Raw genomic sequence first — 26,375 nt, forward strand, 5'->3', positions numbered from 1 at the left:
ACCCAGCTCTGCCCAACGGTCCCCTCTCCCTTCAGGGAGAGGGTTAGGGAGAGGGCGCTCTTCGGGGCAGACACCATTCGCGAGCAAGAACTAGGCGTCCCCCTCGCTCCTATGAAACGCTTCCCACCCGCGACCGATAGCCGCGCGCCAGGCGATCCGCTAGTCTCAGCGCAGAGACACTCGGAAGTCCCCGACGCGCATGCTTTCCTCCCCGTTGTTCGAGTCCCTGCGGCGCCTGTGGGCGCTGGACAAGTTCGCCTACAGCCTGCGGGTGACCATCGCCCTGGCCGGGGCCATGGCCGCCTGCCTGCTGCTGGGCCGCACCGAGCTGGTGATCCCGCTGTTCCTGGGCATCATCGCCAGCGCCCTGGCCGAGACCGACGACCACTGGCTGGGCCGCCTGCAGGCGCTGCTGGTGACCCTGGTGTGCTTCCTCATCGCCGCGCTGGCGGTGGAGCTGCTGTTTCCCTACCCCTGGCTGTTCGTCGGCGGCCTGGCCCTGTCGGCCTTCGGCATGACGCTGCTGGGCGCGCTGGGCGAGCGCTATGCGGCCATCGCCTCGGCCACGCTGATCCTGTCCATCTACACCATGATCGGCGTCGACCAGCGCGGCGGCGCCCCCGGCGACCTGTGGCAGGAACCGCTGCTGCTGGTGGCCGGCGCGGCCTGGTACGGCGCGCTCTCGGTGCTGTGGAACGCGCTCTTCGCCAACCAGCCGGTGCAGCAGGTGCTGGCCCGCGCCTACTTCGAGCTGGGCGAGTACCTGAAGATCAAGTCGACGCTGTTCGAGCCGCTGCGCCAGCTCGACGTCGAGGGCCGGCGCCTGGCCCTGGCGCGGCAGAACGGCCGCCTGGTGGTGACCCTCAACCAGGCCAAGGAGACCATCCTCAGCCGCCTCAGCCACGGCCGCCCGGGGCCCAAGCTGAGCCGCTACCTGAAGCTCTACTTCATCGCCCAGGACGTCCACGAGCGCGCCAGCTCCTCGCACTACCCCTACAACCGCCTGGCCGAGGCCTTCTTCCACAGCGACGTGCTGTTCCGCTGCCAGCGCCTGCTCAACCAGCAGGGCAAGGCCTGCCAGGCGCTGTCGCGGGCCATCCGCCTGCGCCAGCGGTTCGACTACAACGACAGCGAGCAGGCCCTGGCCGACCTGCAGGCCTCGCTGGAATACCTGCGCCAGCAGGGCAACCCGGCCTGGCGCTCGCTGCTGCGCTCGCTCGGCGCCCTGGCCGCCAACCTCGCCACCCTGGACCAGAAGCTCAGCGGCGCGAGCAACCCCGACGCCCTCGCCGAGGAACAGGACAGCGCCCTGCTGGACCGCTCGCCGCGTTCGCTGCGCGACGCCTTCGAACGCATCCGCCAGCAGCTCACGCCCACCTCGCTGCTGTTCCGCCATGCCCTGCGCCTGGGCCTGACGCTGACCGCCGGCTACGGCGTGCTGCACCTGATCCACCCGACCCAGGGCTACTGGATCCTGCTGACCACGGTGTTCGTCTGCCAGCCCAACTACGGCGCCACGCGCATCCGCCTGGTGCAGCGGATCCTCGGCACCCTGGTCGGCCTGGTGGCCGGCTGGGCGCTGATCGACCTGTTCCCCAACCCGCTGGTGCAGTCGCTGCTGGCGGTGGTCGCCGGGGTGGCCTTCTTCGCCACCCGCAGCACCCGCTACACCCTGGCCACCGCGGCCATCACCCTGCTGGTGCTGCTGTGCTTCAACCAGGTGGGCAACGGCTACGGGCTGATCCTGCCGCGCCTGTTCGATACCCTGCTGGGGGCCTTCATCGCCGGCCTGGCGGTGTTCCTCATCCTCCCCGACTGGCAGGGCCGGCGCCTGCACAGCCTGGTCGGCAACACCCTGGCCTGCAACGCCCGCTACCTGCGCGAGGTCATGCAGCAGTACGCCAGTGGCAAGCGCGACGACCTGGCCTACCGCACCGCCCGGCGCAACGCCCACAACGCCGACGCCACCCTCTCCACCACGCTGTCGAACATGCTTCTGGAGCCGGGCCACTTCCGCAAGGACGCCGAGCTGGGCTTCCGCTTCCTGGTGCTCTCGCACACCCTGCTCAGCTACCTCTCGGCCCTGGGCGCGCACCGCGACCGCCTGCCGGAGTCGCCGGCCAACGCGCTGATCGACGAGGCGGCCGCACAGCTCACCGCCAGCCTCGACGACATCGCCGCCAGCCTCGCCCAGCGCCGCCCGGTGGCCATCCACAGCGACGCCGAGGAAGACCTGGCCAAGCGCCTGGAACAGGTGCCCGAAGAGCTGGAAGACCCTCAGCGCCTGGTCCAGACCCAGCTGGCGCTGATCTGCCGCGAGCTGGCGCCGCTGCGCAGCCTGGCCGCGCACCTGCTGAAGAAGGAAATCGGCGCCGAGCAGGAAGCGGCCGCCTGAGCCCGGCTCAGGGCCCGCGCAGGCTCATGAAGGCGTCGTAGCTACCGTCCTCGCGCATCAGCCGCAGTTCGCGATTGAAGTCCTCGACTATCTGCGCATGGCGCGGGTTGGCGCGGCTGACCAGGATGTGCAGCGGGTTCTCCGCCAGCGGCTGGGGCAGGAACTCCAGCTTGTCGCGCTCGGCCCTGAGGTCGTGCTCGAGGATGTAGCGGGCGGTCCACTCGTCCTCCAGGGTCAGCTCGACACGCCCGGCCACCACCATCATCGCGGCGTTGGGGAAGGACAGCACCGGCACCTTGTTCAGCCGGCGGTCCTCGTTGAACTCGGGGGTGTAGCTGTAGCCGCGGACCACGGCGATGCGGAAGGGATAGAGGTCGGCCAGGCGGTCGAAGACGATGGGCGAGCCCTTGCGCTTGAGAAAACGCAGGCGGTTCACCAGGTAGGGCTCGGAATACTGCCCGAAGGCTTCGCGCTCGGCGCTGTACCAGGAGTCCACCAGCACGTCGTACTCGCCGTTGCGCACCCCGTGCAGGGCGCGCGGCCAGGGCACCTCGGCGTAGTGGATGGCGTAGCCGGCGCGGGTCAGCGCGGTGCTGACGAAATGCACCGCCAGGCCGCGGCCGGGCATCTGCGCGTCGGCGTAGGGCGGCCAGCGGTCGGCGACCAGGTTCAGCGGCTCCTCGGCCTGGGCGCAGAGCGGCAGGAGCAGGGCGATCAGCAGGGCACGCAGCAGCATGGCTCTCCTTGCAAGGCCCGCGCCCCGCTGCTGGCGAGCGGGCGGACTCAGAACAGCATCGCCGCGCGTAGGCTCATCCCTCCACCCGCTTCAGGCAGGACACCGAAGGAATAGGCACTGTCTGGCGACCCCTCAAGGAACAGATTGTAGGTGAAGTTGGCGGCGAGGTTGCCCACCGCCATGCCCACCAAAGTATCGGTCGGGTAGTGCTTGGAGCCTTCCACCCGGGCCAGGGCGGTCAGCCCGTCCACCGTGTAGAGCCCGGCCTTGGCGGTGAAGCGCAGGGTCGGGTCCATGTCGATGTAGTCCAGGTTGCGCCGGGTGAAGCTGTTGTGCACGGCGGTCACGGCCGTGTGCTTGGAGGGGAAGGAGTCGTCGGGAATGCCGTCGGGGCGGTCGCGCCCGGACACCTCCTTCCACTCCTCCACCAGGCCGGTCACGGCGTAGCGGTCGGTGGCCAGCAGCGCCAGGTTGCGCCCGCGCCAGCTCCACTTCTCCTCCCCCTCGCTGCCCCTGGGCGCGGCCACCAGGCCGGTGACCACGCTCAGCGCGGTGCTGGCGTTGAGCATGTGGTCGGCGGCGGAGTTGGCGTCGCCGCCGAACAGCCATTCGTGGTTGGCCGCGGACTTCTGCCACTTGTGGTCCCAGTTGCCGGCGGCGATCACCGCGGCGCCGGCCACCGGCGCCCAGGTGCCGGGGTCGAGCACGGCGCGCTGGGCGGAGTCGCCGACGCGCGACCAGCTCATCTGGGGAGCGCCGGCGCAACCGGCGACGAGGGCGGATGACAGCAGGGTCAGGGCCGCGAGGGTACGGTAGCTCATGGTTTCCCCCCGTAACCCGTCCGCAAGGGGACGGTAACGAATTTTCAGAAAACCTAGAGGGTAGACGCCTCCGCCCTATCCGACATGCCTTCAGTCAATTCTTAGTCTGTCCGTTTGTTTCGAGTAGCCCCTTGAGCAGGTCGATGGGCATCGGGAAGACGATGGTGGAGTTCTTGTCGCCGGCGATGCTGCCCAGCGTCTGCATGTAGCGCAGCTGCATGGCGCCGGGCTGGCGGGCCAGCATCTCGGCGGCCTGCATCAGCTTCTCCGAGGCCTGCAGCTCGCCCTCGGCGTGGATCACCTTGGCCCGCCGCTCGCGCTCGGCCTCGGCCTGGCGGGCGATGGCGCGGACCATGGACTCGTTGAGGTCGACGTGCTTGATCTCGACGTTGGCCACCTTGATGCCCCAGGCATCGGTCTGCGCATCCAGCACCTTCTGGATGTCGACGTTCAGGCGCTCGCGCTCGGCCAGCATCTCGTCCAGCTCGTGCTTGCCGAGCACCGCGCGCAGCGTGGTCTGGGCCAGCTGGCTGGTGGCGGCGAGGAAGTTCTCCACCTGGATGATGGCCTTCTGCGGGTCGAGCACGCGGAAGTACACCACCGCGTTGACCTTCACCGAGACGTTGTCGCGGGAGATCACGTCCTGCGGCGGCACGTCGAGCACCACGGTGCGCAGGTCGACGCGGACCATCTGCTGCACCACCGGGATCACCAGCACCAGGCCGGGGCCCTTGACCTTCCAGAAGCGGCCGAGCTGGAACACCACCCCGCGCTCGTATTCGCGCAGGATGCGCAGGGCGCTGGCCACCAGCATCAGCAGCAGGACCAGTGCCACCAGCAGTCCGAAGGGAATACCCATCAGTCACCTCCCGATTCGTCGTCGGCCGCCACCTCCAGGCGCAGGCCGTCGCGCGCCAGCACCTTCACCCGCTGGCCGGCGCGCAGGGTCCGGGCGCAGCGGACCTGCCACTGTTCGCCCTGCAGTTGTACCCAGCCGGCGTGGGCATCCTCGTCGGCCACCGCATCCACGGTCGCCAGGCTGCCCACCAGGCCAGCCGCGCCGCTGACCACCTGGCGCCGCCGGCTCTTCAGCGCCACGCCCAGCACCCCGGCGATGAACAGCGCGCTCACCGTGGCCACGCCGAGGATCAGCCCCAGGGGAATGCCGAAGCCCGGCGCCTCGGTGTCCAGCAGGATCAGCCCACCGATCACGAACGCGGCGATGCCGCCAATGCCCAGGCTGCCATAGCTGGGTACGAAGGCCTCGGCGGCCATGAAGGCCAGGCCGAGGACGATCAGCGCCACCCCCGCGTAGTTCACCGGCAGCAGCTGCATGGCGTAGAGCCCGAGCAGCAGGCAGATGCCGCCGAGCACGCCGGGCAGCGCAAGGCCCGGGTTGGCGAATTCGAAGATCAGCCCGTACACGCCGATCATCAGCAACAGCAGCGCCACGCTGGGGTCGGTGATCACCGCCAGCAGGCGGGTGCGCCAGTCGGCCTGGTGTTCGACCCAGGCGAGGCCGGCGCTGTGGAGGGTCACCGCCTGCCCCGCCACCTGCACCTTGCGCCCGTCGATGGCGCGCAGCAACTGGTCGAGGTCGCCGGCCTGGAGCTCGACCACCTTCTGCTTCACGGCTTCCTCGGCGGACAGGCTGACCGCCTCGCGCACCGCGCGCTCGGCCCATTCGGCGTTGCGCCCGCGCAACTGCGCCAGGCCGCGGATGTAGGCCGCCGCATCGTTGACCTGCTTGCGCTTGAGGGTGTCTTCCTCGCGCGGGGCCTGCTTGCCATCCTTGCCCTGCGGCGTATCCGGCGCGGAGGGTGCTCCGCCGATCTGCACCGGGGTGGCGGCGCCCAGGTTGGTGCCCGGGGCCATGGCGGCGAGGTGGCAGGCGTAGAGGATATAGGTACCGGCGCTGGCCGCCCGCGCGCCACCGGGGGCGACGTAGCCGACCACGGGAATGGGGCTGGTGAGGATCGCCTTGACGATGTCGCGCATGGCGCTGTCCAGCCCGCCCGGGGTGTCCAGGCGCAGCACCACCAGCGGCGCCCCCTCGTCCGCGGCACGCTGCAGGCCGCGCACCAGGTAGTCGGAAGTCGCCGGGCCGATGGCCCCGTCCACCGTCAGCACCACCGCCGGCGGGGCCGCCAGCGCCCCGGCCGCGAACAGCAGCAGGCAGAAAGCGCAGCGGCGAATCAGCGTGGACATGGCACGCCTCCCCGGCCAGGGCCGAAGCGGCACCGCGGCGAATGAAGTGACGGCGCCTTCCTACAGCATAGCCCCCTGGCCCGCGGTGCCCGTGGCAGGCTGTTGCAGGGTGTTTTGCTGGAGAACGCCTAGCCGGCTTCTCGTAGGAGCGAGCTTGCTCGCGAAGGGGCCCCCCGGTGATTCCGCTGCCTTGGCTTGGCTCCGCTCCCTCTCCCTAACCCTCGGCTGCGCGCCCCGCCCTGAAGGGAGAGGGGACCGTTCGGAGTGCGCTGATGTTTCGGCGTTAGCTGGCTAGCACAGGGACTACCGGCTGAAACCAAGCCTTCTCTCGGCACGGACTAGCCCCCTCTCCCTTCAGGGAGAGGGCTGGGGAGAGGGTACGGAGGTCAGCCCGACTACATGGCTGCCGGCCTGCACCCTTCGCGAGCAAGCTCGCTCCTACAAGAGCCCAGAAACGAAAACGCCGTTTCCCCCTCACGGAAGAAACGGCGCTTTTGCCTTCGGCCTCAGGCCGAAGAGAGCGGCCCGGTCAGCCCTTGAACACGTCTTCCACCGACTGCAGCGGATAGTGTTTCGGGTACGGCAGGGTAGCCACGCCGCTCTCGATGGCAGCCTTGGCCACTGCATCGGAGACCACGGTGATCAGGCGCTTGTCCATGGGTTTCGGGATGATGTACTCACGGCCGAACTCCAGGGAGGACACGCCGTAGGCCTCGCACACGTCCTTGGGCACCGGCTCCTTGGCCAGGTCGCGCAGGGCCAGGGCGGCGGCGATCTTCATCTCTTCGTTGATGCGGGTGGCGCGCACGTCCAGGGCACCGCGGAAGATGAAGGGGAAGCCCAGCACGTTGTTCACCTGGTTCGGGTAGTCCGAACGGCCGGTGGCCATGATCACGTCGTTGCGGGTGGCGTGGGCCAGTTCCGGCTTGATCTCCGGGTCCGGGTTGGAGCAGGCGAACACGATCGGGTTCGGCGCCATGCGCTTGAGGCCTTCGGCGCTCAGCAGGTTGGCGCCGGACAGGCCGACGAACACGTCGGCGCCGTCGAGGGCGTCGTCCAGGGTGCGCTTGTCGGTCTCGGTGGCGAACACCGCCTTGTACTGGTTCAGGTCGGTGCGGCCGGCGTGGATCACGCCCTGGCGGTCGATCATGTAGATGTTCTCGACCTTGGCGCCGATGCTCACCAGCAGCTTCATGCAGGAGATGGCGGCGGCGCCGGCGCCCAGGCAGACGATCTTCGCGCTTTCCAGGTTCTTGCCGGCGATTTCCAGGGCGTTGAGCATGCCGGCGGCGGTGACGATGGCGGTGCCGTGCTGGTCATCGTGGAACACCGGGATGTCGCACTGCTCGATCAGCGCGCGCTCTATCTCGAAGCACTCCGGCGCCTTGATGTCTTCCAGGTTGATGCCGCCGAAGGTGATGGAGATGCGCTTGACGGTGTCGATGAAGGCCTGCGGGCTCTCGGCGTCGACCTCGATGTCGAACACGTCGATGCCGGCGAAGCGCTTGAACAGCACGCCCTTGCCTTCCATGACCGGCTTGGAGGCCAGCGGGCCGAGGTTGCCCAGGCCGAGGATGGCGGTGCCGTCGGAGATCACCGCGACCAGGTTGCCCTTGCCGGTGTACCTGTAGGCCAGTTCGGCGTCACGGGCGATCTCGCGGACCGGCTCGGCCACGCCCGGGCTGTAGGCCAGCGACAGGTCGCGGGCGGTGACGGTCGGCTTGGTCAGCTCGACGCTGAGTTTCCCAGGGCGGGGTTGCGCGTGATATTCGAGGGCAGCGGTCTTGAGATCAGACATTTTTGGCACTTCCGCTTTATTGCTTTGTTGGACAGACGGGCGACCGAGCATACGCGGGAAGAAAGCGCCTGCCAAGATAGCTTCAGGGCTGTGGTGTCAATGCTGCTAACGCACGATTTTCAACCATTCCCCGGGTTTTGGCTGACCAGTTGGATACAAATCGTTGAGCAATCGTATACGAGAAATCGCATCAGATTCCGGCTCGTTTCCGCCCTTTGCCAGCTGTTCCAGGCCTTGCCCGGCCTTCGCCTGGACCAGTTGCAGGCGCCGCGGTTCGGCCAGTTTCCGTTCGTCGGCGCGCAGCGGGCGGAAACTGCGGATCACCGAGAGGAACTCGGCGTCGCGGCTTTCCAGCGAGGCGCGGCCTTTGACCACACCCACGAACAGGTAGGCGCCCTGGTCCTTGTAGATCACCGCCACGCGCCGCGCGGGCGAACCGGGGATCACCGCGGCGGCGCCCTTCAGGCCGGCCTGGTTCAGTTCCTGCTCGTCGGCCAGGCGGCCGCCGGCGCCCTTGCGCAGGTAGTCCAGCGGGCTCAGCTGGCCATCGCGCGGCACCAGCTTCATGCCGATGTAGGCCTGCTGGTCCTCGGGGTAGCCGATCAGCGCGGTGGGCTGGTTGAGCATGCCCCAGCCGGTGGGATAGCTGAGGGTGAAGCCCAGTTCGCCGTGGTAGAAGCTTTGCCCGCGGCGGATGCCGGACTCGGCGGAATCGCCGAAGGGCATGCCGTCGATGGCCTTCAGGTAGCGGTCGCGGCCGACCTCCTGCTGCCCGCCGGCCAGGGCCTGGGCCGGGCCCAGCACCTCCTGCAGGCGCCGGTCGTTGTCCGGGTGGGTGTCGAACAGGCCGTGGTAGCCCACCGGCTGCACCGCCTCGCCCTTGGCCTGGGCGACCTGGCGGGCGTAGTCCTCCTGGTTCTTCAGCACCCGCACCACCTGGATCATCGCCTTGGGGTCGTAGCCGGCGCGGGCCAGGTACTTGGCACCCAGGCCGTCGGCCTGCAGCTCCATGTCGCGGCCGTAGCCGCGCACCACGGCGGTGCCCAGGACGTTGGTCAGGTCGCCGGCGGCGCTGACCCCGGTGCCAATGGCCACGGCCGCGCCGAGCACGTTCCAGGCGCTGGCCTGGCTCTGCTGGCGCACGCTGTGACGGGCGGTGACGTGGCCGATCTCGTGGCCCAGCACCGCGGCCAGCTCGGCTTCGGAATTCAGGTAGGCCATCAGCCCGCGGTGGATGTAGATGTAGCCGCCGGGCAGGGCGAAGGCGTTGATGTCGGGGCTGTCGACCACGGTGAAATGGTACTGCAGGGTGGGCCGGTCGCCGACCCGGGCGACGCGCTCGCCCACCTGCTGCACGTAGGCCTGGAGCTTCTCGTCGGCGTAGCGCGGGTACTGCTTGGCCGCCTCCTGGCTGGCCTGGCGGCCGAGGGCCAGCTCGTCCTGCTCGCTCATGGTGACGAAGTCGGTCTCGCCGGTGGCGGGGTTGACCGCGCAGCCGCCCAGCACGCCGCTCAGCGCGAACAGGCAGGTCAGCAACAGCATCCTTGTCGGGGTCATGGCAGCAGCTCCAGCATGGCCGGGTCGGTGATGGGCAGCATCCAGCGTGCCTGCCCCGGTTTTACTGCGCCCCGTGCGGCGCGGTCAATCACCCAGCCGCGCGCCTCCAGGGTGCGGCCCGGCAGGGCGTCGAGGGTGCGCTTGTCGAAGGCCCTGACCAGTTGCGGCGCGATGCGCAGCACCAGCGGGCCGTCCATCTCCAGCCACAGCCCGCCGCGGTTGCGCTGCACCTGGGCGACGCGCCCGCGGACGATGGCGAAGCCGCTCTGCCGCAGGGCCTGGGCATCCTGCACCGGCGGGTGCTTCCACAGCCCGCGGCCGGCCTTGCGGGCCTGGCGCTCGGCGGCCTGCTGGCAGGCGGTCAGCTCGGTGTTGGGCGCCACCGCCACCAGGTAGCCCAGGCCTTCGGCCAGCAGTTGCGCCTCTATGTTGTTGCCCTGGCGGTCGTAGAGGTGCGCCAGGGTGCGGCCGTAATGGTCCTTGGCCTGGCGTCCGAGCTGCAACCCTAATTCGCCGTCGTTGGCCGCCACCAGGGCCTGCAGGCGCTGCCGCGCGGCCTCGGCGAAGGGCTCGGTGCTGCGCCCGCCGTGGGCCAGCTCCGGGGCGTTGACGCCGATCAGGCGCACGTTGCGGCCGTCTGCCAGCCTCAGCGTATCGCCATCCACCACCCGTGCCACGCGCACCGTGTCGGCACCACCGGGCGCCGGGCAGGAGGCCGCCTGCGCCTGCGCACCCAGGCAAATCGCGAGCACAAAAAAGGCGCCCCGCAGGGGCGCCTTTTTCAGCAGATCGGGAAAGGCCATCGGGCTTTTCCGGAAATCGCTATTACTTCTTGCCACCGAACATGGCGAAGCGCTGGTTGAAGCGGTCGATACGACCACCGGTGTCAACCACTTTCTGCTTGCCGGTGTAGAACGGGTGGCACTCGGAGCACACGTCCAGGTGGATGCCTTTGCACAGGGTCGAACGGGTCTTGATCACGTTGCCGCAGCTGCAGGTGGCTTCGATGTCTTCGTAAGCGGGATGGATTTCCGGTTTCATCTTGAACTTCCTCAGGTAGGGGTGCCGCCACCCAGTCTCTGTCAGAAGCCGAGCCACGATCGACGAGGACCGCAGGCGGGATCTATTTACCGGGCACCGCACGCAAATTAAGGGCGTGGATCATACCAGAGACGCGAATCAACGCAAGCCGGCGCATCGACCGACCGTCGCCGCCACCGGCAAATGCTAACATCCCCGCTCCCGCCGCCTCGGAAACCGCCGCGTGCCCCAACCCAGCATCCTGCGCCTCGCCCTGCCCTCGCCGCTGCGCCGCCTGTTCGACTACCTGCCGCCGCGCGGGGTGGACCCCCGGCACCTGCAGCCCGGCGTGCGCCTGCGCGTGCCCTTCGGCCGCCGCGAGATCGTCGGCGTGCTGGTGGAGCTGGCGGACACCTCGGAAGTGCCCGAGGACAAGCTGCGCCCGGCGCTGGCCGTGCTCGACCGCGAGCCGCCGATGCCGGCGCACCTGCTGGAGCTGTGCCGCTGGACCGCGCAGTACTACCAGCACAGCCTGGGCGACACCCTGTCCTGGGCCCTGCCCAACCTGCTGCGCCAGGGCGAGCCGGCCGAGGCGCGGGTGCAGCGCTTCTGGCTCGCCGCCCCGGGGCGCGCCTCGACGACCCGCGCCTGGCCCGCGCGCCACGCCAGCGCCAGGCCCTGCAGACGCTGCAGCAGCACCCCCACGGCGTGCTCCACGAACTGCTCGGCCAGCTGGACATCAACAAGGACAGCCTCGACCTGCTGGTGGAAAAGGGCCTCGCCACCCAGGAGAGCCGCCGCCACGTGCCGGCGGAGCACCACGGCGGCTGGCTCGCCCAGGCCGAGCTGCCGCTCAACGCCGAGCAGCGCGCCGCCTGCGAGGCCGTGCGCGCTGGCTTCGGCGCCTTCCACAGCTACCTGCTGGCCGGCGTCACCGGCAGCGGCAAGACCGAGGTCTACCTGCAGTTGATCCACCAGGTGCTGGAGGCCGGCAAGCAGGCGCTGGTGCTGATCCCGGAGATCAACCTCGGCCCGCAGACCCTCAGCCGCTTCGAGCGCCGCTTCAACGCGCGCATCGCCCTGCTGCACTCGGCGCTGACCGACCGCGAGCGCCTGGACGCCTGGCTGGCGGCGCGCGACGGCGAGGCGGACATCGTCATCGGCACCCGCTCGGCGCTGTTCACCCCGCTGAAGAACCCGGGGCTGATCATCATCGACGAGGAGCACGACGCCTCCTATAAACAGCAGGAAGGCCTGCGCTACCACGCCCGCGACCTGGCCCTGGTGCGCGCCCGCCTGGAGAAGGTGCCGATCCTGCTCGGCTCGGCCACGCCCTCGCTGGAAAGCCTGCACAACGCCGCCAGCGGCCGCTATGGCCTGCTGCGCCTGACGCAGCGCGCCGGCGGCGCCCAGGCGCCGAAGTTCCAGCGCCTGGACGTGAAGAGCCTGCCGCTGGACGCCGGCCTGTCGATGCCGCTGCAACGGGCCATCGGCGAGACCCTCGGCGCCGGCCAGCAGGTGCTGGTGTACCTGAACCGCCGCGGCTTCGCCCCCACCCTGCTGTGCCACGACTGCGGCTGGATCAGCCAGTGCCCGCGCTGCGACGCGCGCATGACGCTGCACCAGGGCTCCGGCGAGCTGCGCTGCCACCACTGCGACCACCGCGAGCGCCCGCCGCGCCAGTGCCCCAAGTGCAACCAGCTGGACCTGCGCCCGGTGGGCGCCGGCACCGAGCGCGCCGAGGAGCGCCTGCGCATCCTCTTCCCCGACTACCCGGTGCTGCGCATCGACCGCGACAGCACCTCGCGCAAGCACGCCATGCGCGACCTGTTCGCCACCATCAACAAGGGCGAGCCGTGCATCCTGGTGGGTACCCAGATGCTCGCCAAGGGCCACCACTTCCCGCGGGTGACCCTGGTGGCCATCCTCGACGCCGACGGCGGGCTGTTCTCCGCCGACTTCCGCGCCAGCGAGCGCATGGCCCAGCAGATCGTCCAGGTCGCCGGCCGCGCCGGGCGCGCCGAGGAGCCCGGGCGGGTGCTGATCCAGACGCACCTGGCCGACCACCCGCTGCTGGTGCAGCTCACCGAGCAGGGCTACTTCGCCTTCGCCGACCAGGCCCTGGCCGAACGCCGCGCCGCCGGCCTGCCGCCCTTCTGCCACCTGGCCCTGCTGCGCGCCGAGGCGCACAAGCCGGGCCAGGCCGAAGGCTTCCTCGAAGAGGCCTGCGCCGAGGCCGAGCGCCTGCAGGCGCAGCTGGGCAGCGAGGTCGAGCTGCTCGGCCCGGTGCCGGCGCCCATGGAACGCCGCGCCGGCCGCTTCCGCGCCCAGCTGCTGCTAATGAGCAGCGCCCGCGTGCCGCTGCACCGCCTGCTGTCGTGCTGGCTGCCGATCCTCGAAACCATGCCCGGCGGGCGCCAGGTGCGCTGGTCGCTGGACGTCGACCCGATCGATTTATTTTAGAAAGCGGCTGCAGGCTGCAAGCGACAGGCTGCAAGCGAAAAGCGTGTGGGCATGGCGGAAATCAAGGCCCGGAAGGGCTTTTGCTTGTAGCTTGCTGCTTGAAGCTTGCCGCTGCGCCCCCGGGCGCCGATAATGCGCGGTTCTGAGCCAGATATGCGGTCGCCGCCCCGAGTTGCGCGCGAGCACGGAGAAAAGCCATGAAAGACACCATCCGCCAGCTGATCCAGCACGCCCTCGCCAGCCTCGTCGAGGACGGTACCCTGCCGGCCGGGCTGACCCCGGACATCCAGGTCGAGACCACCAAGGACCGCAGCCACGGCGACTACGCCAGCAACATCGCCATGATGCTGGCCAAGCCCGCCGGCATGAAGCCGCGCGACCTGGCCACCAAGCTGGTCGCCGCGCTGCCGGCCAACCCGCAGGTGGCCAAGGTGGAGATCGCCGGCCCCGGCTTCCTCAACTTCTTCCAGGACCAGGCCTGGCTGGCCGCCAGCCTCGACGCCGCCCTGCGCGACGACCACCTGGGCGTGCGCAAGGCCGGCCCGGCGCAGCGCGTGGCCGTCGACCTGTCCTCGCCGAACCTGGCCAAGGAGATGCACGTCGGCCACCTGCGCTCGACCATCATCGGCGACGCCGTGGCCCGCGTACTGGAGTTCCTGGGCGACACCGTGATCCGCCAGAACCACGTCGGCGACTGGGGCACCCAGTTCGGCATGCTGCTGGCCTACCTGGAAGAGCAGCCGGTGGACGCCCAGGCCGAGCTGCATGACCTGGAAGTCTTCTACCGCGCCGCCAAGAAGCGCTTCGACGAGTCAGCCGAGTTCGCCGACCGCGCCCGCGAGCTGGTGGTCAAGCTGCAGGCCGGCGACGCCGAGTGCCTGCGCCTGTGGACGCGCTTCAACGAAATCTCCCTGTCGCACTGCCAGAAGGTCTACGACCAGCTCGGCGTGAAGCTGACCATGGCCGACGTCAAGGGCGAGAGCGCCTACAACGACGACCTCGCCAACGTGGTCGACGAGCTCAAGGCCAAGGGCCTGCTGACCGAGGACGACGGCGCCCTGTGCGTGTTCCTCGACGAGTTCAAGAACGCCGAGGGCAACCCGCTGCCGGTGATCGTGCAGAAGGCCGGCGGCGGCTACCTGTACGCCACCACCGACCTGGCCGCCATGCGCTACCGCCACAAGGTGCTGCACTGCGACCGCGTGCTGTACTTCGTCGACCAGCGCCAGGCCCTGCACTTCCAGCAGGTGTTCGAGGTGGCCCGCCGCGCCGGCTTCGTCCCGGCCAGCATGGACCTGGAGCACATGGGCTTCGGCACCATGAACGGCGCCGACGGCAAGCCCTTCAAGACCCGCGACGGCGGCACCGTGAAGCTGATCGACCTGCTCGACGAAGCCGAAGAGCGCGCCTACACCCTGGTCAAGGCCAAGAACCCCGAGCTGGGCGACGACGAGCTGCGCCACATCGCCCATGCCGTAGGCATCGGCGCGGTGAAGTACGCCGACCTGTCGAAGCACCGCACCAGCGACTACAGCTTCAACTTCGAGCAGATGCTCAGCTTCGAGGGCAATACCGCGCCCTACCTGCTCTACGCGTACACCCGCGTGGCCAGCATCTTCCGCAAGCTGGGCAAGGGCTATGACGAAGTCGGCGGCCAGATCGTCCTGGAAGCCCCGCAGGAACAGGCCCTGGCCGCGCAGCTGGCGCAGTTCGGCGACCTGCTCAACAATGTGGCGCTCAAGGGCGTGCCGCACATCCTCTGCGCCTACCTGTACGAACTGGCCGGGCTGTTCTCCAGCTTCTACGAGCACTGCCCGATCCTCGCCGCACAGACCCCGGAGCAGCAGGAAAGCCGCCTGAAACTGGCCGCACTGACGGGCCGCACCCTCAAGCAGGGCCTGGAGTTGCTGGGCCTGGAAACCCTGGAACGCATGTAACCCTCCATGGCGAAGAAGAAACCCGCTCCCAAGCGCGGCGCCAGCCGCTACCAGGCCCCGGCCAAGAAGACCTCGGTCCCCGGCTGGGTCTGGCTGGTCGCAGGCCTGGCCATCGGCGGCTTCATCATGTTCCTGATGAAGCTGGAACCGGGCCGCAACGAAGTCCGCCGGGAAAAACCCGAGCAGCAGAAGCCTGGTATCGCCCAGGGCGCCAAGCCGGCCACCCCGGCGCAGCAGCCCTCGGCGGTGGCGGTGAAGCCCAAGTACGACTTCTACACCCTGCTGCCGGGCTCGGAAGTGGTGGTGCCGCCGGAAGCCGTGCCGGAGAAGCCGCAGACGCCGACGGTGGTCAGCACCCCGGAGGAGGCGGCGAAGATCGACGCCGCCCGCGCCCAGGCCGCGCTCAACGGCCAGGTCCCGCCGCCGCCCGCGGTGGTCAAGCCGGCCACGCCGCCGGCGCAGCCGCAGCAAGCGGCAGCGGCGCAGCAGCCCGCCACCCAGGCCAAGGCCACGCCCCCGGCGACAGCCACGGCCCCGGCGAGCAAGCCGATCGCCCCGCCGGCGGTGGCCGCCACCCAGTTCTTCCTGCAGGCCGGCTCGTTCCGCAAGCAGGCCGACGCCGACCGCGTGCGCGCCCAGGTGATCCTCCTCGGCCAGAGCGCGCGGGTGGAATCCGGCGCGGTGCGCGACGAGACCTGGTACCGGGTGATGGTCGGCCCCTACAGCGACCGCGCCCAGGTCTCGGCGGCGCAGAAGCAGCTGTCGGCCAACGGTTTCAGCAACCTGCTGTTACAGCAACGCCAGACCCGCTGAAGCCCCGCGCGGGCCCGCCCCCCGGCGGGTTCGCGCGGCACTCTCCGGGCAGCGCCGGAAAGGTACGTCCGTCACCCTGCCTTGAAGGCCGCATCCTTCATCCCCATATGACTCCGCATTCGGGCACCAATGCCCCGCTGTGTGGAGAACTCCCCCTTGACCACTATCGTTTCTGTCCGCCGCAACGGCAAAGTCGTCATGGGCGGCGACGGCCAGGTTTCCCTTGGCAACACCGTCATGAAAGGCAACGCGAAGAAGGTCCGCCGCCTCTACCACGGCCAGGTGCTGGCCGGTTTCGCCGGCGCCACCGCCGACGCCTTCACCCTCTTCGAGCGTTTCGAGCAGCAGCTTGAAAAACACCAGGGCCACCTGGTCCGCGCCGCCGTCGAGCTAGCCAAGGACTGGCGCACCGACCGCTCCCTGAGCCGCCTGGAGGCCATGCTGGCGGTGGCCAACAAGGACGCCTCGCTGATCATCACCGGTAACGGCGACGTGGTCGAACCCGAGCACGGGCTGATCGCCATGGGCTCCGGCGGCGGCTTCGCCCAGGCCGCGGCCATGGCCCTGCTGCAGAAGACCGACGAGAGCATGGGCGCCCGCGAGATCGCCGAGACCGCGCTGAACATCGCCGGCTCCATCTGCGTGTTCACCAACCAGAACCTCACCATCGAGGAGCTCGACAGCGCCGTCTGAGGCCCTGTCGCTCCGGAGTAGCCGAACAAATGTCCATGACTCCCCGCGAGATCGTCCACGAACTCAACCGCCACATCATCGGCCAGGACGACGCCAAGCGCGCCGTGGCCATCGCCCTGCGCAACCGCTGGCGGCGCATGCAGCTGCCGGCCGAGCTGCGCGCCGAGGTCACGCCGAAGAACATCCTGATGATCGGCCCCACCGGCGTCGGCAAGACCGAGATCGCCCGGCGCCTGGCCAAGCTGGCCAACGCCCCGTTCATCAAGGTGGAAGCGACCAAGTTCACCGAGGTGGGCTACGTCGGCCGCGACGTCGAGTCGATCATCCGCGACCTGGCCGATGCCGCGATCAAGATGCTCCGCGAGCAGGAAGTGCAGAAGGTCAAGTACCGCGCCGAGGACGCCGCCGAGGAACGCATCCTCGACGCCCTGCTGCCGCCGGCGCGCACCGGCGGCTTCGGCGACGAGCCGGCGCGCGAGGACTCCAACACCCGCCAGCTGTTCCGCAAGCGCCTGCGCGAGGGCCAGCTGGACGACAAGGAAATCGACGTGGAAGTGGCCGACGTCCCGGCCGGCGTGGAAATCATGGCGCCGCCCGGCATGGAGGAGATGACCAACCAGTTGCAGAACCTGTTCTCCAACATGGGCAAGGGCAAGCGCAAGACGCGCAAGCTGAAGGTCGCCGAGGCCATGAAGCTGATCCGCGACGAGGAAGCCCAGCGCCTGGTCAACGAAGAGGACCTAAAGGCCCGCGCCCTGGAGGCGGTGGAGCAGAACGGCATCGTCTTCATCGACGAGATCGACAAGATCGCCAAGCGCGGCAACGTCGGCGGTGCCGACGTTTCCCGCGAGGGCGTGCAGCGCGACCTGCTGCCGCTGATCGAGGGCTGTACCGTCAATACCAAGCTGGGCATGGTCAAGACCGACCACATCCTGTTCATCGCCTCGGGCGCCTTCCACCTGTCCAAGCCCAGCGACCTGGTGCCGGAACTGCAGGGCCGCCTGCCGATCCGCGTCGAGCTCAAGGCCCTGACCCCGGACGACTTCAAGCGCATCCTGCGCGAGCCGCACGCCTCGCTCACCGAGCAGTACACCGCGCTGCTGAAGACCGAGGGCCTGGATATCGCCTTCGCCGACGACGGTATCCAGCGCCTGGCGGAAATCGCCTGGCAGGTCAACGAGAAGACCGAGAACATTGGCGCCCGCCGCCTGCACACCCTGCTGGAACGCCTGCTGGAGGAAGTCTCCTTCGACGCGGCCGACCTGGCCAGCGAGCACAGCGACAAGCCGATCGTGATCGACGCCGCCTACGTCAACGGCCACCTGGGCGAGCTGGCGCAGGATGAGGATCTGTCGCGGTATATTCTCTAAGAGCGGCGGCAAGCTGCAGGCTACAAGCTGCAAGCAAGAGCGAAGAGCCGGTGGCCTCACCGTCGCTGCAGGCAATAGCGACGGGCTGATCCCCCTGTAGGAGCGAGCTTGCTCGCGAACCAGACCTGGCACCGTGCCAACCCGGTTCGCGAGCAAGCTCGCTCCTACGAAGAGCCGCCTGTAGCCTTTAGCCGGAGTTTCCCATGCATATCCCCTCTGCCATCCAGCTGCACAAGGCCTCGCGCACGCTCACGCTGAAGTACGGCGAGCAGTCCTATGACCTCTCCGCCGAGTTCCTGCGCGTGCACTCGCCCTCGGCCGAGGTGCAGGGCCATGGCAACCCGATCCTCCAGGTCGGCAAGCTGAACGTCGCCCTGGTCGGTTTGGAGCCGGCCGGGCAGTACGCGCTCAAGCTGACCTTCGACGACGGCCACGACAGCGGCCTGTACAGCTGGGACTACCTCTACCAACTGTGCACCCGCAAGGACCAGCTGTGGGCCGAGTACCTCGCCGAGCTGGCCGCCGCCGGCAAGTCCCGCGACCCCGACGAGTCGGTGGTCAAGCTGATGCTCTGAACCCACCTTTGCGCCGGTTTACCGGCCGCCGCCGCGCCAGCATCCTCCTGCCCCCGATCAGGGCACGTCATTTGCAACATTCGCCCTGCACACTGGAAACCGCGTGTTTCCTGTGTCCGGGCTGCGGACGAGCGAGCGCTCTAGGGCGCGTTTTCTAATCTTTCGCGACATACTCGGGCGCAGGGAACCACGCTGCACCAGCTTGCGCGGCGGGAGAATCTCGGGTAACCAAGTCAGTGCAACGCCGTTGCAGACGCGGGCCCCGGACCCCCAGCGATGCCGCCAAGTGTTGACATGCGTGGAGCCTGCTCCACGTTCCGCTAACCCGAGCAGTACTTGGCCCGTCACCTAGGTGCAGCCCCGCCAGTATTCGTCTCAGGACAATGGAGCGTCGCCGATGACCGAAAAGAAGAACAACGATCTGTCCCAGCAAGCCGCGGAAAACACCCTGAACCTCAACCCGGTGATAGGCATTCGCGGCAAGGATTTGTTGTCCACTGCCCGCATGGTGCTGCTGCAGGCCCTCAGGCAGCCCTTCCACAGCGTCAAGCACGTCGGCCATTTCGGCCTGGAGCTGAAGAATGTCCTGCTCGGTACCTCGGACCTGCGCCCGGCCGACGACGACCGCCGCTTCAACGACCCGGCCTGGAGCCAGAACCCGCTGTACCGCCGCTACCTGCAGACCTACCTGGCCTGGCGCAAGGAGCTGCACCAGTGGATCGGCAACAGCGACCTGTCGCCCCAGGACATCAACCGCGGCCAGTTCGTCATCAGCCTCATGACCGAAGCCATGGCGCCGACCAACACCCTGAGCAACCCGGCCGCGGTCAAGCGCTTCTTCGAGACCGGCGGCAAGAGCCTGCTCGACGGCCTCAGCCACCTGGCCAAGGACCTGGTGAACAACGGCGGCATGCCCAGCCAGGTCAACATGGGCGCCTTCGAGGTCGGCAAGAACCTGGCCACCACCGAAGGCGCGGTGGTGTTCCGCAACGACGTGCTGGAGCTGATCCAGTACCGCCCGATCACCGAGAGCGTGCACGAGCGCCCGCTGCTGGTGGTGCCGCCGCAGATCAACAAGTTCTACGTCTTCGACCTGTCGCCGGAGAAGAGCCTGGCGCGCTTCTGCCTGCGCAACCAGGTGCAGACCTTCATCGTCAGCTGGCGCAACCCGACCAAGGCCCAGCGCGAATGGGGCCTGACCACCTACATCGAGGCGCTCAAGGAAGCCATCGACGTGGTCCTGGCCATCACCGGCAGCAAGGACCTGAACATGCTCGGCGCCTGCTCCGGCGGCATCACCACCGTCACCCTGCTCGGCCACTACGCGGCCCTGGGCGAGGAGAAGGTGCACGCCTTCACCCAGATGGTCAGCGTGCTCGACTTCGAACTGGACACCACCGTCGCCCTGTTCGCCGACGAGAAGACCCTCGAGGCCGCCAAGCGCCGCTCCTACCAGTCCGGCGTGCTGGAAGGCAAGGACATGGCCAAGGTGTTCGCCTGGATGCGCCCCAACGACCTGATCTGGAACTACTGGGTCAACAACTACCTGCTGGGCAACGAGCCGCCGGCCTTCGACATCCTGTTCTGGAACAACGACACCACGCGCCTGCCGGCCGCGCTGCACGGCGAACTGGTGGAGATGTTCAAGACCAACCCGCTGGCCCGCCCCGGTGCGCTGGAAGTGGGCGGCACGCCCATCGACCTCAAGCAGGTCACCTGCGACTTCTACTGCCTGGCCGGCCTCAACGACCACATCACCCCCTGGGAAGCCTGCTACCGCTCGGCGCGCCTGCTCGGCGGCAAGTGCGAGTTCATCCTCTCCAACAGCGGGCACATCCAGAGCATCCTCAACCCGCCGGGCAACCCCAAGGCACGCTTCATGACCGGCCCGGACCTGAGCGTCGATCCCAAGACCTGGCAGGAGAATTCCAGCAAGCACGCCGACTCCTGGTGGCTGCACTGGCAACAGTGGCTGGCCGAGCGCGCGGGCAAGCTGAAAAAGGCGCCGACCGCCCTGGGCAACAAGGCCCACCCGGCTGGCGAAGCATCCCCCGGCACCTACGTACACGAACGATGAAGACAGAAAACCTACCCGAAGCCACGCCGGAACGGCAGGTGCCGGCGCAACCCGAGCCGGCGCCGCCGGCCGCGCGTCGCCGCAAGGCACGCGCCGCCGCCCCGGAAGCCGAAGCGCAGCAACCGGCCGAGGCCCGCGCACGCGTGCTCGCGCCGCAGCCCTTCATATTCCGCACCATCGACCTGGACGGGCAGACCATCCGCACCGCCGTGCGGCCGGGCAAGGGCCACATGACGCCGCTGCTGATCTTCAACGGCATCGGCGCCAACCTGGAGCTGGTGTTCCCCTTCGTCGCCGCGCTGGACCCGGACCTGGAGGTGATCGCCTTCGACGTGCCCGGCGTCGGCGGCTCGTCCACGCCGAGCACGCCCTACCGTTTCCCCGGCCTGGCCAAGCTGGCGGCGCGTATGCTCGACTACCTGGACTACGGCCAGGTCACCGCCATCGGCGTGTCCTGGGGCGGCGCCCTGGCCCAGCAGTTCGCCCACGACTACCCCGAGCGCTGCAAGAAGCTGATCCTCGCCGCCACCGCCGCCGGGGCGGTGATGGTCCCGGGCAAGCCCAAGGTGCTCTGGCGCATGGCCAGCCCGCGGCGCTACATCCAGCCGTCCTACGGCGCGCACATCGCCCCCGACATCTACGGCGGCGCCTTCCGCCGCGACCCGAAGCTGGCCATGGCCTTCGCCGCCAAGGTGCGTTCCTCGGGCAAGCTGGGCTACTACTGGCAGCTGTTCGCCGGCCTGGGCTGGACCAGCATCCACTGGCTGCACCACATCCGCCAGCCGACCCTGGTGCTGGCCGGCGACGACGACCCGATCATCCCGCTGGTGAACATGCGCCTGCTGGCCTGGCGCATTCCCAACGCGGAGCTGCACGTGATCGACGACGGCCACCTGTTCCTGGTGACCCGCGCCGAGACGGTGGCGCCGATCATCATGAAGTTCCTCGCCGAGGAACGGCAGCGCGCGGTCATGCACCCGCGGCCGTTCGCCCCCAAGGCCGGCTGACCCCCGGCCTGGATCATCGCCTCGTAACAGTGCACGTTCATCGTCGATGGCCGGCAGGCGCGTCGATTCGTGCCTATGCTTCAGCTCTTGCGCGCGTCAGGAACGCGCCTGCGCCGATTCTGGTACGGGCCTTGCTGCGCCCGACTCACGACGGTTCTTTTCCCAGGGAGCGCTGCACATGCGAGAGAACTCCAGCACCGGCAGGCTGCCGGCCCCCGCCGACTTCATGAACGCCCAGAGCGCCATGGTCGGCCTGCGCGGCAAGGACATGCTGTCCACCCTGCGCCAACTGGCCTTCCAGGGCGTGCGCCGGCCGCTGCACAGCGCCCGCCACCTGGCGGCCTTCGGCAAGCAGATGGGCCACGTGCTGCTGGGCGACTCGCCGCTGCAGCCCAACCCCCAGGATGCCCGCTTCCAGGACCCGTCCTGGCGCCTCAACCCCTTCTACCGGCGCACCCTGCAGGCCTACCTGGCCTGGCAGCAGCAGTTGCTGGCATGGGTCGACGAAAGCGACCTGGACGGCGACGACCGCACCCGCGCACGCTTCCTGCTGTCGCTGTTCGCCGACGCCATGGCGCCGACCAACAGCCTGATCAACCCGCAGGCGGTCAAGGAGCTGTTCAACACCGGCGGGCAGAGCCTGCTCAAGGGCGGCCGCCACCTGCTCGACGACCTGCTGCACAACGGCGGCATGCCCAGCCAGGTCAACAAGCACGCCTTCGAGGTCGGCCGCAACCTGGCCACCACGCCGGGCGCCGTGGTGTTCCGCAGCGAGGTGCTCGAACTCATCCAGTACAAGCCCCTGGGCGAGCACCTGCATGCCAAGCCGCTGCTGATAATCCCTCCGCAGATCAACAAGTACTACATCTTCGACCTGAGCCCGGAGAAGAGCTTCGTCCAGTACGCCCTGAAGAACAACCTGCAGCTGTTCATGGTCAGCTGGCGCAACCCCGACGCGCGCCACCGCGAATGGGGCCTGTCGACCTACGTGAAGGCCCTCGACGAAGCCATCGAGGTGGCCCGCTCGATCAGCGGCAGCCGCAGCGTCAACCTGATGGGCGCCTGCTCCGGCGGCCTGACCATCGCCGCGCTGCAGGGCCACCTGCAGGCCCGCCGGCAGCTGCGCAAGATCGCCAGCGCCACCTACCTGGTGAGCCTGCTGGACAGCCAGGTGGAAACCCCGGCGGCGCTGTTCGCCGACGAGCAGACGCTGGAAAGCACCAAGCGCCGCTCCTACCAGCACGGCGTGCTGGAGGGCAAGGACATGGCCAAGGTGTTCGCCTGGATGCGCCCCAACGACCTGGTGTGGAACTACTGGGTCAACAACTACCTGCTGGGCAAGCTGCCGCCGGCCTTCGACATCCTCTACTGGAACAACGACAACACCCGCCTGCCGGCCGCCCTGCACGGCGACTTCCTCGACTTCTTCAAGCACAACCCGCTGGCCCGCCCGGGCGCCATGGAGGTGTGCGGCACCTCCATCGACCTGAAGAAGGTGGCGGTGGACAACTTCCACGTCGCCGGCATCACCGACCACATCACCCCCTGGGACGCGGTCTACCGCTCGGCCCTGCTGCTGGGCGGCGACAGCCGCTTCGTGCTGTCCAACAGCGGGCACATCCAGAGCATCCTCAACCCGCCGGGCAACCCCAAGGCCTGCTACTTCGAGAACGGCAAGCTCAGCTCCGACCCGCGCGCCTGGTACTACGACACCCAGCGCCAGGAAGGCAGCTGGTGGCCGCTGTGGCTGGCGTGGATCCAGGAGCGCTCGGGCGAACGCCGGCCGGTGAGCTTCGAACTGGGCAATGCCGAGCACCCGCCGATGGAAGCGGCGCCGGGGACCTATGTGCACGAGCGGTGAGCGGCCGTTGCGCATCCTGACACGACACCCCGTAGGATGGGTGGAGCGAAGCGATACCCATCGCCACAACGCAATGGAGCGATCCGGGAATACCGGAGTCAAGGCCGGCCCCGCCCCTCTCCCTAACCCTCTCCCTGAAGGGAGAGGGGACCGTTCGGCGTGCTCGGATATTTCAGAGTCAGCCGGCAGCTCTGCAGCTTCAGGCTAAAGCTATGCTCATCTCGGCACGGGCTAGCTCCCTCTCCCTTCAGGGAGAGGGCTGGGGAGAGGGAGCGGAGGCGGGGCCAACTTGGGACTACCGGGCAACCCCCTTCGCGAGCAAGCTCGCTCCTACGAAAAGCCGTGCCCGCCCGTATGGTAGGAGCGGACTCTGTCCGCGATAGCCGGATCGCCCCTATGAAGCCCCACGAAAACCCCGCCCCATCACGCTTTCGAGGGACTGGCCGGCGGCTCCCGCCACGGTTATCGTCGAACCTCCCGAAGCCGGAAGCAGCACACGGATGAAAACCCGCGACCGCATCCTCGAATGCGCCCTGCTGTTGTTCAACGAACAGGGCGAACCCAACGTCTCCACCCTGGAGATCGCCACCGAGCTGGGCATCAGCCCCGGCAACCTGTACTACCACTTCCACGGCAAGGAGCCGCTGGTGCTGGCCCTGTTCGCCCGCTTCGAGGAGGAACTGCAGCCGCTGCTCGACCCACCCGCCGACGCACGCCTGGGGGCCGAGGACTACTGGCTGTTCCTGCACCTGATCGTCGAGCGCCTGGCGCACTACCGCTTCCTCTTCCAGGACCTGTCCAACCTGGCCGGGCGCCTGCCCAAGCTGGCCCGCGGCATGCGCAGCTGGCTCAACGCGCTCAAGCGCACCCTGGCCGCCCTGCTGGCCCGGCTCAAGGCCGGCGGCGAGCTGACCAGCGACACCGACGCCCTCGGCCAACTGGTGGAGCAGATCACCCTGACCCTGCTGTTCTCCCTGGACTACCAGCGCATCCTCGGCCGCGAAGGCGAGATACGCCTGGTGGTCTACCAGGTGATGATGCTGGTGGCGCCGCACCTGCGCGGCGATTCGCGGCTCGCCGCCGAGCGCCTGGCGCAGCGCTACCTGAACGCCTGAAATGAAGACGCCCGGCACGGGGCCGGGCGTCGGGTACCACGGGTAACGCGTCAGGCCTGGGTCGGCGGCGTGGCCGGAGCCGCTACCGGAGCAGCCGGAGCTGCCGCAGCCGGCGCCGGAGTGGCCGCCGGAGCCGGAGCCGCGGCCGGCGTGGCCGGTGCTGCCGGCTTGGCCACCTTCGGCGCGGCGGGCTTCTTCGCCGCCGGCTTCTTCACCGCAGCAGGCTTGGCAGCGGCCGGCTTGGCAGCGGGTTTCGCAGCAGCCGGTTTCGCCGCAGGCTTGGCGGCAGCCGGTTTCGCCGCGGCCTTCGCAGCAGCAGGCTTGGCGGCCGGCTTGGCTGCAGGCTTCGCCGCTGCCTTGGCCGCGGCCGGTTTGGCCGCCGGCTTCGCAGCCGGTTTCGCAGCAGCCTTGGCAGCAGGCTTGGCCGCCGCGGTCTTGGCGGCCGGCTTGGCTGCGGGCTTCGCTGCAGCCTTGGCCGCAGGTTTCGCAGCGGCCTTGGCGGCGGGCTTGGCCACCGACTTGACGCTGACGCCGGTGAGTTTCTCGATCTGCCTGGTCAGGGTCTCGACCTTCGCATGCAGGTCCTTCACCTCGTTGCGGCTCGGCACGCCCAGGCGCGAGATGGCGCTGTTCAGGCGCTTGTCGAACGCCTCTTCCAGCTCACCCCACTTGCCCAGGGCGCGGTCCTTCACCTCGTCGACCTTGGAACGCGCCGAACGGGCGGTGGACTTCACCGCGCCGACGGACTTGTCGACTTCGGTCCGGGCCTGCTTCTCGGCCTTCTCGCCATCCTTGACCAGGGTCTCGAACAGCTTGCTGCCGTCCTTGCTGACCTTCGAGTAGGCCCCCAGACCAGCCAACCAGATTTGCCGCGAGTACTTCTCGATCTCGCCGACCCACCCGGACTCTTTTTTATCGGTAGTTTTCTTGCCAGCCATCCCGCTCTCCTCAATGAGTTTTCGCGACACGCTCGAGCACCGCGCTCAGCTCGTCAAGCTTAGCAGAGAGCGCCTCGACATCCTGCCGCGACGGAATGCCCATGCGGTTCAGCGCGGAGGCCACGCGGCTGTCGAAAGCCTTCTCGACCTTGTCCAGTTGCACCTCGAACTTGTCCTTCACCAGCGACACGCTGCTCTTGACGCTGTCGTTGGCCGACTCGACCTGCTCGGTCACCAGCTGGCGGCCCTTGGTTTCCAGGCCTTCGCCTTCCTTCACCAGCGACTTGAAGTACCCGGTGCCTTCGGCGCCGACGCGCGCATAGGCGCCCAGGCCGGCCAGCCAGATCTGGCGGGCGTAATGCTTGACGTCGGTGATCAGGGACGACTCGCTGACGGCTTTCTCGACTTTCTTCTTGCTGGCGACCTTGGCCATGATGGTTTCCTCACACTGTTCTCGGGGGTCCGTAGAGGCCCGCAGCGTTGCGAGCTTGAGTGCAAGGTATCGGGGAAAATTAGAAAACACATACCAGGGAGGCGGCAGGCGGCAGGCTTCAAGCTGCAGGCAAGAGCGGAGGTGCTTCGCCTGTAGCCTGTAGCCTGCCGCCTGTAGCCCTCTGGAATCAGGCCAACGCCTTGTCCAGCGCGCGTTCGATCTCGCCCTTGAGCATCCCGCCCATGGCCGACAGCAGCAGGCCCAGCTTGACCTCCACCGCCACGCGGTCGTCGCCCACCTCGATGCGTCCGTCCACGCCGCTGCGCCTGAAGGTCAGCGTGTCGCCCTGCCACTCGTAGCTCACGCCGTGCTCGCGGGCCAGCTTCTCGGCCAGCTTCTGGGCCTTCTCGCGGGCGGCTTCGCGGCCGAGGGAATGGGGGCGTTCGACGTGGATGCGGGACATGGGTGGCTCCGGTATGACAGACCGGTGGATGATACGCCGCACGACGTTTCGCCGCACCCCGCGCCACGGGGCGGCGTTTTCCCCACATCCTGTTA

The 26,375-nt window shown here is 68.6% G+C and carries 21 protein-coding genes and 1 pseudogene; 11 read left to right on the forward strand and 11 right to left on the reverse strand.

The features are described 5' to 3' along the window. Nucleotides 1-199 precede the first annotated feature (199 nt). Entirely contained in the window at nucleotides 200-2,395 is a 2,196-nt protein-coding gene (yccS, locus tag PKO50_RS28260) for a YccS family putative transporter (protein ID WP_109931887.1), read from the forward strand. 7 nt (nucleotides 2,396-2,402) lie between these two features. Here yccS and PKO50_RS28265 read toward each other — a convergent pair whose 3' ends face one another. The 8 genes from PKO50_RS28265 to rpmE all read right to left on the reverse strand — a co-directional run bounded on the left by PKO50_RS28265 (nucleotide 2,403) and on the right by rpmE (nucleotide 10,556). Further along, nucleotides 2,403-3,131, reverse strand: coding sequence for a transporter substrate-binding domain-containing protein (locus PKO50_RS28265; protein ID WP_109931885.1), 729 nt, complete (start codon nucleotides 3,129-3,131; stop codon nucleotides 2,403-2,405). Nucleotides 3,132-3,178: 47 nt separating this feature from the next. Beyond that, complete coding sequence (locus PKO50_RS28270; RefSeq protein WP_275627881.1) at nucleotides 3,179-3,952, reverse strand: phosphatase PAP2 family protein; 774 nt, start codon at nucleotides 3,950-3,952, stop codon at nucleotides 3,179-3,181. A gap of 94 nt (nucleotides 3,953-4,046) precedes the next feature. Further along, nucleotides 4,047-4,814 (reverse strand): slipin family protein, encoded by a 768-nt coding sequence (locus tag PKO50_RS28275; protein WP_109931881.1) that lies wholly within the window; start codon nucleotides 4,812-4,814, stop codon nucleotides 4,047-4,049. Next, nucleotides 4,811-6,160 carry a nodulation protein NfeD gene (locus PKO50_RS28280; protein WP_275627882.1) on the reverse strand — a complete coding sequence of 450 codons (1,350 nt, stop codon included), beginning with the start codon at nucleotides 6,158-6,160 and terminating at the stop codon, nucleotides 4,811-4,813. Before PKO50_RS28280 ends, PKO50_RS28275 begins: the two co-directional genes overlap by 4 nt. 529 nt (nucleotides 6,161-6,689) lie before the next feature. Further along, nucleotides 6,690-7,958: a malic enzyme-like NAD(P)-binding protein gene (locus PKO50_RS28285; protein ID WP_109931877.1), complete on the reverse strand. Its 1,269-nt coding sequence runs from the start codon at nucleotides 7,956-7,958 to the stop codon at nucleotides 6,690-6,692. A 105-nt stretch (nucleotides 7,959-8,063) separates the two neighbouring features. Then, on the reverse strand, nucleotides 8,064-9,500 hold the full coding sequence (locus PKO50_RS28290) for a M48 family metalloprotease (RefSeq protein WP_275630540.1): 1,437 nt from the start codon (nucleotides 9,498-9,500) through the stop codon (nucleotides 8,064-8,066). Between the two features lie 11 nt (nucleotides 9,501-9,511). Continuing rightward, nucleotides 9,512-10,318: a thermonuclease family protein gene (locus tag PKO50_RS28295; RefSeq protein ID WP_275627883.1), complete on the reverse strand. Its 807-nt coding sequence runs from the start codon at nucleotides 10,316-10,318 to the stop codon at nucleotides 9,512-9,514. A gap of 22 nt (nucleotides 10,319-10,340) precedes the next feature. Further along, nucleotides 10,341-10,556 (reverse strand): 50S ribosomal protein L31, encoded by a 216-nt coding sequence (gene rpmE / locus PKO50_RS28300; protein ID WP_109931871.1) that lies wholly within the window; start codon nucleotides 10,554-10,556, stop codon nucleotides 10,341-10,343. A 223-nt stretch (nucleotides 10,557-10,779) separates the two neighbouring features. Between rpmE and PKO50_RS28305 the strand changes: the two are divergent. From PKO50_RS28305 to PKO50_RS28350, 10 genes and pseudogenes are all read left to right on the forward strand, one after another. Next, a pseudogene (locus tag PKO50_RS28305) lies at nucleotides 10,780-12,998 on the forward strand (primosomal protein N'). A 197-nt stretch (nucleotides 12,999-13,195) separates the two neighbouring features. Beyond that, nucleotides 13,196-14,935 (forward strand): arginine--tRNA ligase, encoded by a 1,740-nt coding sequence (argS, locus tag PKO50_RS28310; RefSeq protein ID WP_275627884.1) that lies wholly within the window; start codon nucleotides 13,196-13,198, stop codon nucleotides 14,933-14,935. A 6-nt stretch (nucleotides 14,936-14,941) separates the two neighbouring features. Further along, nucleotides 14,942-15,748, forward strand: coding sequence for an SPOR domain-containing protein (locus tag PKO50_RS28315; protein WP_275627885.1), 807 nt, complete (start codon nucleotides 14,942-14,944; stop codon nucleotides 15,746-15,748). A 156-nt stretch (nucleotides 15,749-15,904) separates the two neighbouring features. Then, entirely contained in the window at nucleotides 15,905-16,441 is a 537-nt protein-coding gene (gene hslV, locus PKO50_RS28320) for an ATP-dependent protease subunit HslV (protein ID WP_089392892.1), read from the forward strand. 29 nt (nucleotides 16,442-16,470) lie between these two features. Next, nucleotides 16,471-17,811, forward strand: a complete 1,341-nt coding sequence (gene hslU, locus PKO50_RS28325; RefSeq protein WP_275627886.1) for an ATP-dependent protease ATPase subunit HslU — start codon at nucleotides 16,471-16,473, stop codon at nucleotides 17,809-17,811. Nucleotides 17,812-18,014: 203 nt separating this feature from the next. Continuing rightward, nucleotides 18,015-18,386, forward strand: coding sequence for a DUF971 domain-containing protein (locus PKO50_RS28330; protein WP_109931861.1), 372 nt, complete (start codon nucleotides 18,015-18,017; stop codon nucleotides 18,384-18,386). A gap of 397 nt (nucleotides 18,387-18,783) precedes the next feature. Continuing rightward, nucleotides 18,784-20,463, forward strand: a complete 1,680-nt coding sequence (gene phaC / locus PKO50_RS28335; protein WP_109931859.1) for a class II poly(R)-hydroxyalkanoic acid synthase — start codon at nucleotides 18,784-18,786, stop codon at nucleotides 20,461-20,463. Then, complete coding sequence (gene phaZ, locus PKO50_RS28340; RefSeq protein WP_275627887.1) at nucleotides 20,460-21,470, forward strand: poly(3-hydroxyalkanoate) depolymerase; 1,011 nt, start codon at nucleotides 20,460-20,462, stop codon at nucleotides 21,468-21,470. Before phaC (PKO50_RS28335) ends, phaZ begins: the two co-directional genes overlap by 4 nt. A 178-nt stretch (nucleotides 21,471-21,648) precedes the next feature. After that, nucleotides 21,649-23,331 carry a class II poly(R)-hydroxyalkanoic acid synthase gene (phaC, locus tag PKO50_RS28345; protein ID WP_275627888.1) on the forward strand — a complete coding sequence of 561 codons (1,683 nt, stop codon included), beginning with the start codon at nucleotides 21,649-21,651 and terminating at the stop codon, nucleotides 23,329-23,331. Between the two features lie 500 nt (nucleotides 23,332-23,831). Then, nucleotides 23,832-24,446 carry a TetR/AcrR family transcriptional regulator gene (locus PKO50_RS28350; RefSeq protein WP_109934982.1) on the forward strand — a complete coding sequence of 205 codons (615 nt, stop codon included), beginning with the start codon at nucleotides 23,832-23,834 and terminating at the stop codon, nucleotides 24,444-24,446. 50 nt (nucleotides 24,447-24,496) lie between these two features. Here the strand turns inward: PKO50_RS28350 and PKO50_RS28355 are convergent, their stop codons facing one another. The 3 genes from PKO50_RS28355 to PKO50_RS28365 all read right to left on the reverse strand — a co-directional run bounded on the left by PKO50_RS28355 (nucleotide 24,497) and on the right by PKO50_RS28365 (nucleotide 26,280). Continuing rightward, the gene (locus tag PKO50_RS28355; protein ID WP_275627889.1) at nucleotides 24,497-25,384 is read right to left on the reverse strand and encodes a phasin family protein; all 888 of its coding nucleotides are present in this window, start codon (nucleotides 25,382-25,384) and stop codon (nucleotides 24,497-24,499) included. A gap of 10 nt (nucleotides 25,385-25,394) precedes the next feature. Then, nucleotides 25,395-25,817, reverse strand: coding sequence for a phasin family protein (locus tag PKO50_RS28360; protein ID WP_089392885.1), 423 nt, complete (start codon nucleotides 25,815-25,817; stop codon nucleotides 25,395-25,397). 187 nt (nucleotides 25,818-26,004) lie between these two features. Next, nucleotides 26,005-26,280, reverse strand: a complete 276-nt coding sequence (locus tag PKO50_RS28365; protein ID WP_089392884.1) for a polyhydroxyalkanoic acid system family protein — start codon at nucleotides 26,278-26,280, stop codon at nucleotides 26,005-26,007. Between the last annotated feature and the right edge of the window lie 95 nt (nucleotides 26,281-26,375).

The organism is Pseudomonas sp. 273 (assembly GCF_029201425.1).
GTDB lineage: Bacteria > Pseudomonadota > Gammaproteobacteria > Pseudomonadales > Pseudomonadaceae > Pseudomonas > Pseudomonas delhiensis.

Excerpts from the sequence above, each read along its gene's own strand:
- yccS (WP_109931887.1), top strand. The coding sequence starts at position 200 with ATGCTTTCCTCCCCGTTGTTCGAGTCCCTGCGGCGCCTGTGGGCGCTG.
- phaC (WP_275627888.1), top strand. The coding sequence starts at position 21,649 with ATGCGAGAGAACTCCAGCACCGGCAGGCTGCCGGCCCCCGCCGACTTC.
- PKO50_RS28280 (WP_275627882.1), bottom strand. The coding sequence starts at position 6,160 with ATGTCCACGCTGATTCGCCGCTGCGCTTTCTGCCTGCTGCTGTTCGCG.
- PKO50_RS28290 (WP_275630540.1), bottom strand. The coding sequence starts at position 9,500 with ATGCTGTTGCTGACCTGCCTGTTCGCGCTGAGCGGCGTGCTGGGCGGC.
- phaZ (WP_275627887.1), top strand. The coding sequence starts at position 20,460 with ATGAAGACAGAAAACCTACCCGAAGCCACGCCGGAACGGCAGGTGCCG.
- PKO50_RS28295 (WP_275627883.1), bottom strand. The coding sequence starts at position 10,318 with ATGGCCTTTCCCGATCTGCTGAAAAAGGCGCCCCTGCGGGGCGCCTTT.
- PKO50_RS28315 (WP_275627885.1), top strand. The coding sequence starts at position 14,942 with ATGGCGAAGAAGAAACCCGCTCCCAAGCGCGGCGCCAGCCGCTACCAG.
- PKO50_RS28355 (WP_275627889.1), bottom strand. The coding sequence starts at position 25,384 with ATGGCTGGCAAGAAAACTACCGATAAAAAAGAGTCCGGGTGGGTCGGC.
- phaC (WP_109931859.1), top strand. The coding sequence starts at position 18,784 with ATGACCGAAAAGAAGAACAACGATCTGTCCCAGCAAGCCGCGGAAAAC.
- PKO50_RS28330 (WP_109931861.1), top strand. The coding sequence starts at position 18,015 with ATGCATATCCCCTCTGCCATCCAGCTGCACAAGGCCTCGCGCACGCTC.
- PKO50_RS28265 (WP_109931885.1), bottom strand. The coding sequence starts at position 3,131 with ATGCTGCTGCGTGCCCTGCTGATCGCCCTGCTCCTGCCGCTCTGCGCC.
- PKO50_RS28360 (WP_089392885.1), bottom strand. The coding sequence starts at position 25,817 with ATGGCCAAGGTCGCCAGCAAGAAGAAAGTCGAGAAAGCCGTCAGCGAG.
- PKO50_RS28270 (WP_275627881.1), bottom strand. The coding sequence starts at position 3,952 with ATGAGCTACCGTACCCTCGCGGCCCTGACCCTGCTGTCATCCGCCCTC.
- PKO50_RS28365 (WP_089392884.1), bottom strand. The coding sequence starts at position 26,280 with ATGTCCCGCATCCACGTCGAACGCCCCCATTCCCTCGGCCGCGAAGCC.
- argS (WP_275627884.1), top strand. The coding sequence starts at position 13,196 with ATGAAAGACACCATCCGCCAGCTGATCCAGCACGCCCTCGCCAGCCTC.
- PKO50_RS28350 (WP_109934982.1), top strand. The coding sequence starts at position 23,832 with ATGAAAACCCGCGACCGCATCCTCGAATGCGCCCTGCTGTTGTTCAAC.
- rpmE (WP_109931871.1), bottom strand. The coding sequence starts at position 10,556 with ATGAAACCGGAAATCCATCCCGCTTACGAAGACATCGAAGCCACCTGC.
- hslU (WP_275627886.1), top strand. The coding sequence starts at position 16,471 with ATGTCCATGACTCCCCGCGAGATCGTCCACGAACTCAACCGCCACATC.
- PKO50_RS28285 (WP_109931877.1), bottom strand. The coding sequence starts at position 7,958 with ATGTCTGATCTCAAGACCGCTGCCCTCGAATATCACGCGCAACCCCGC.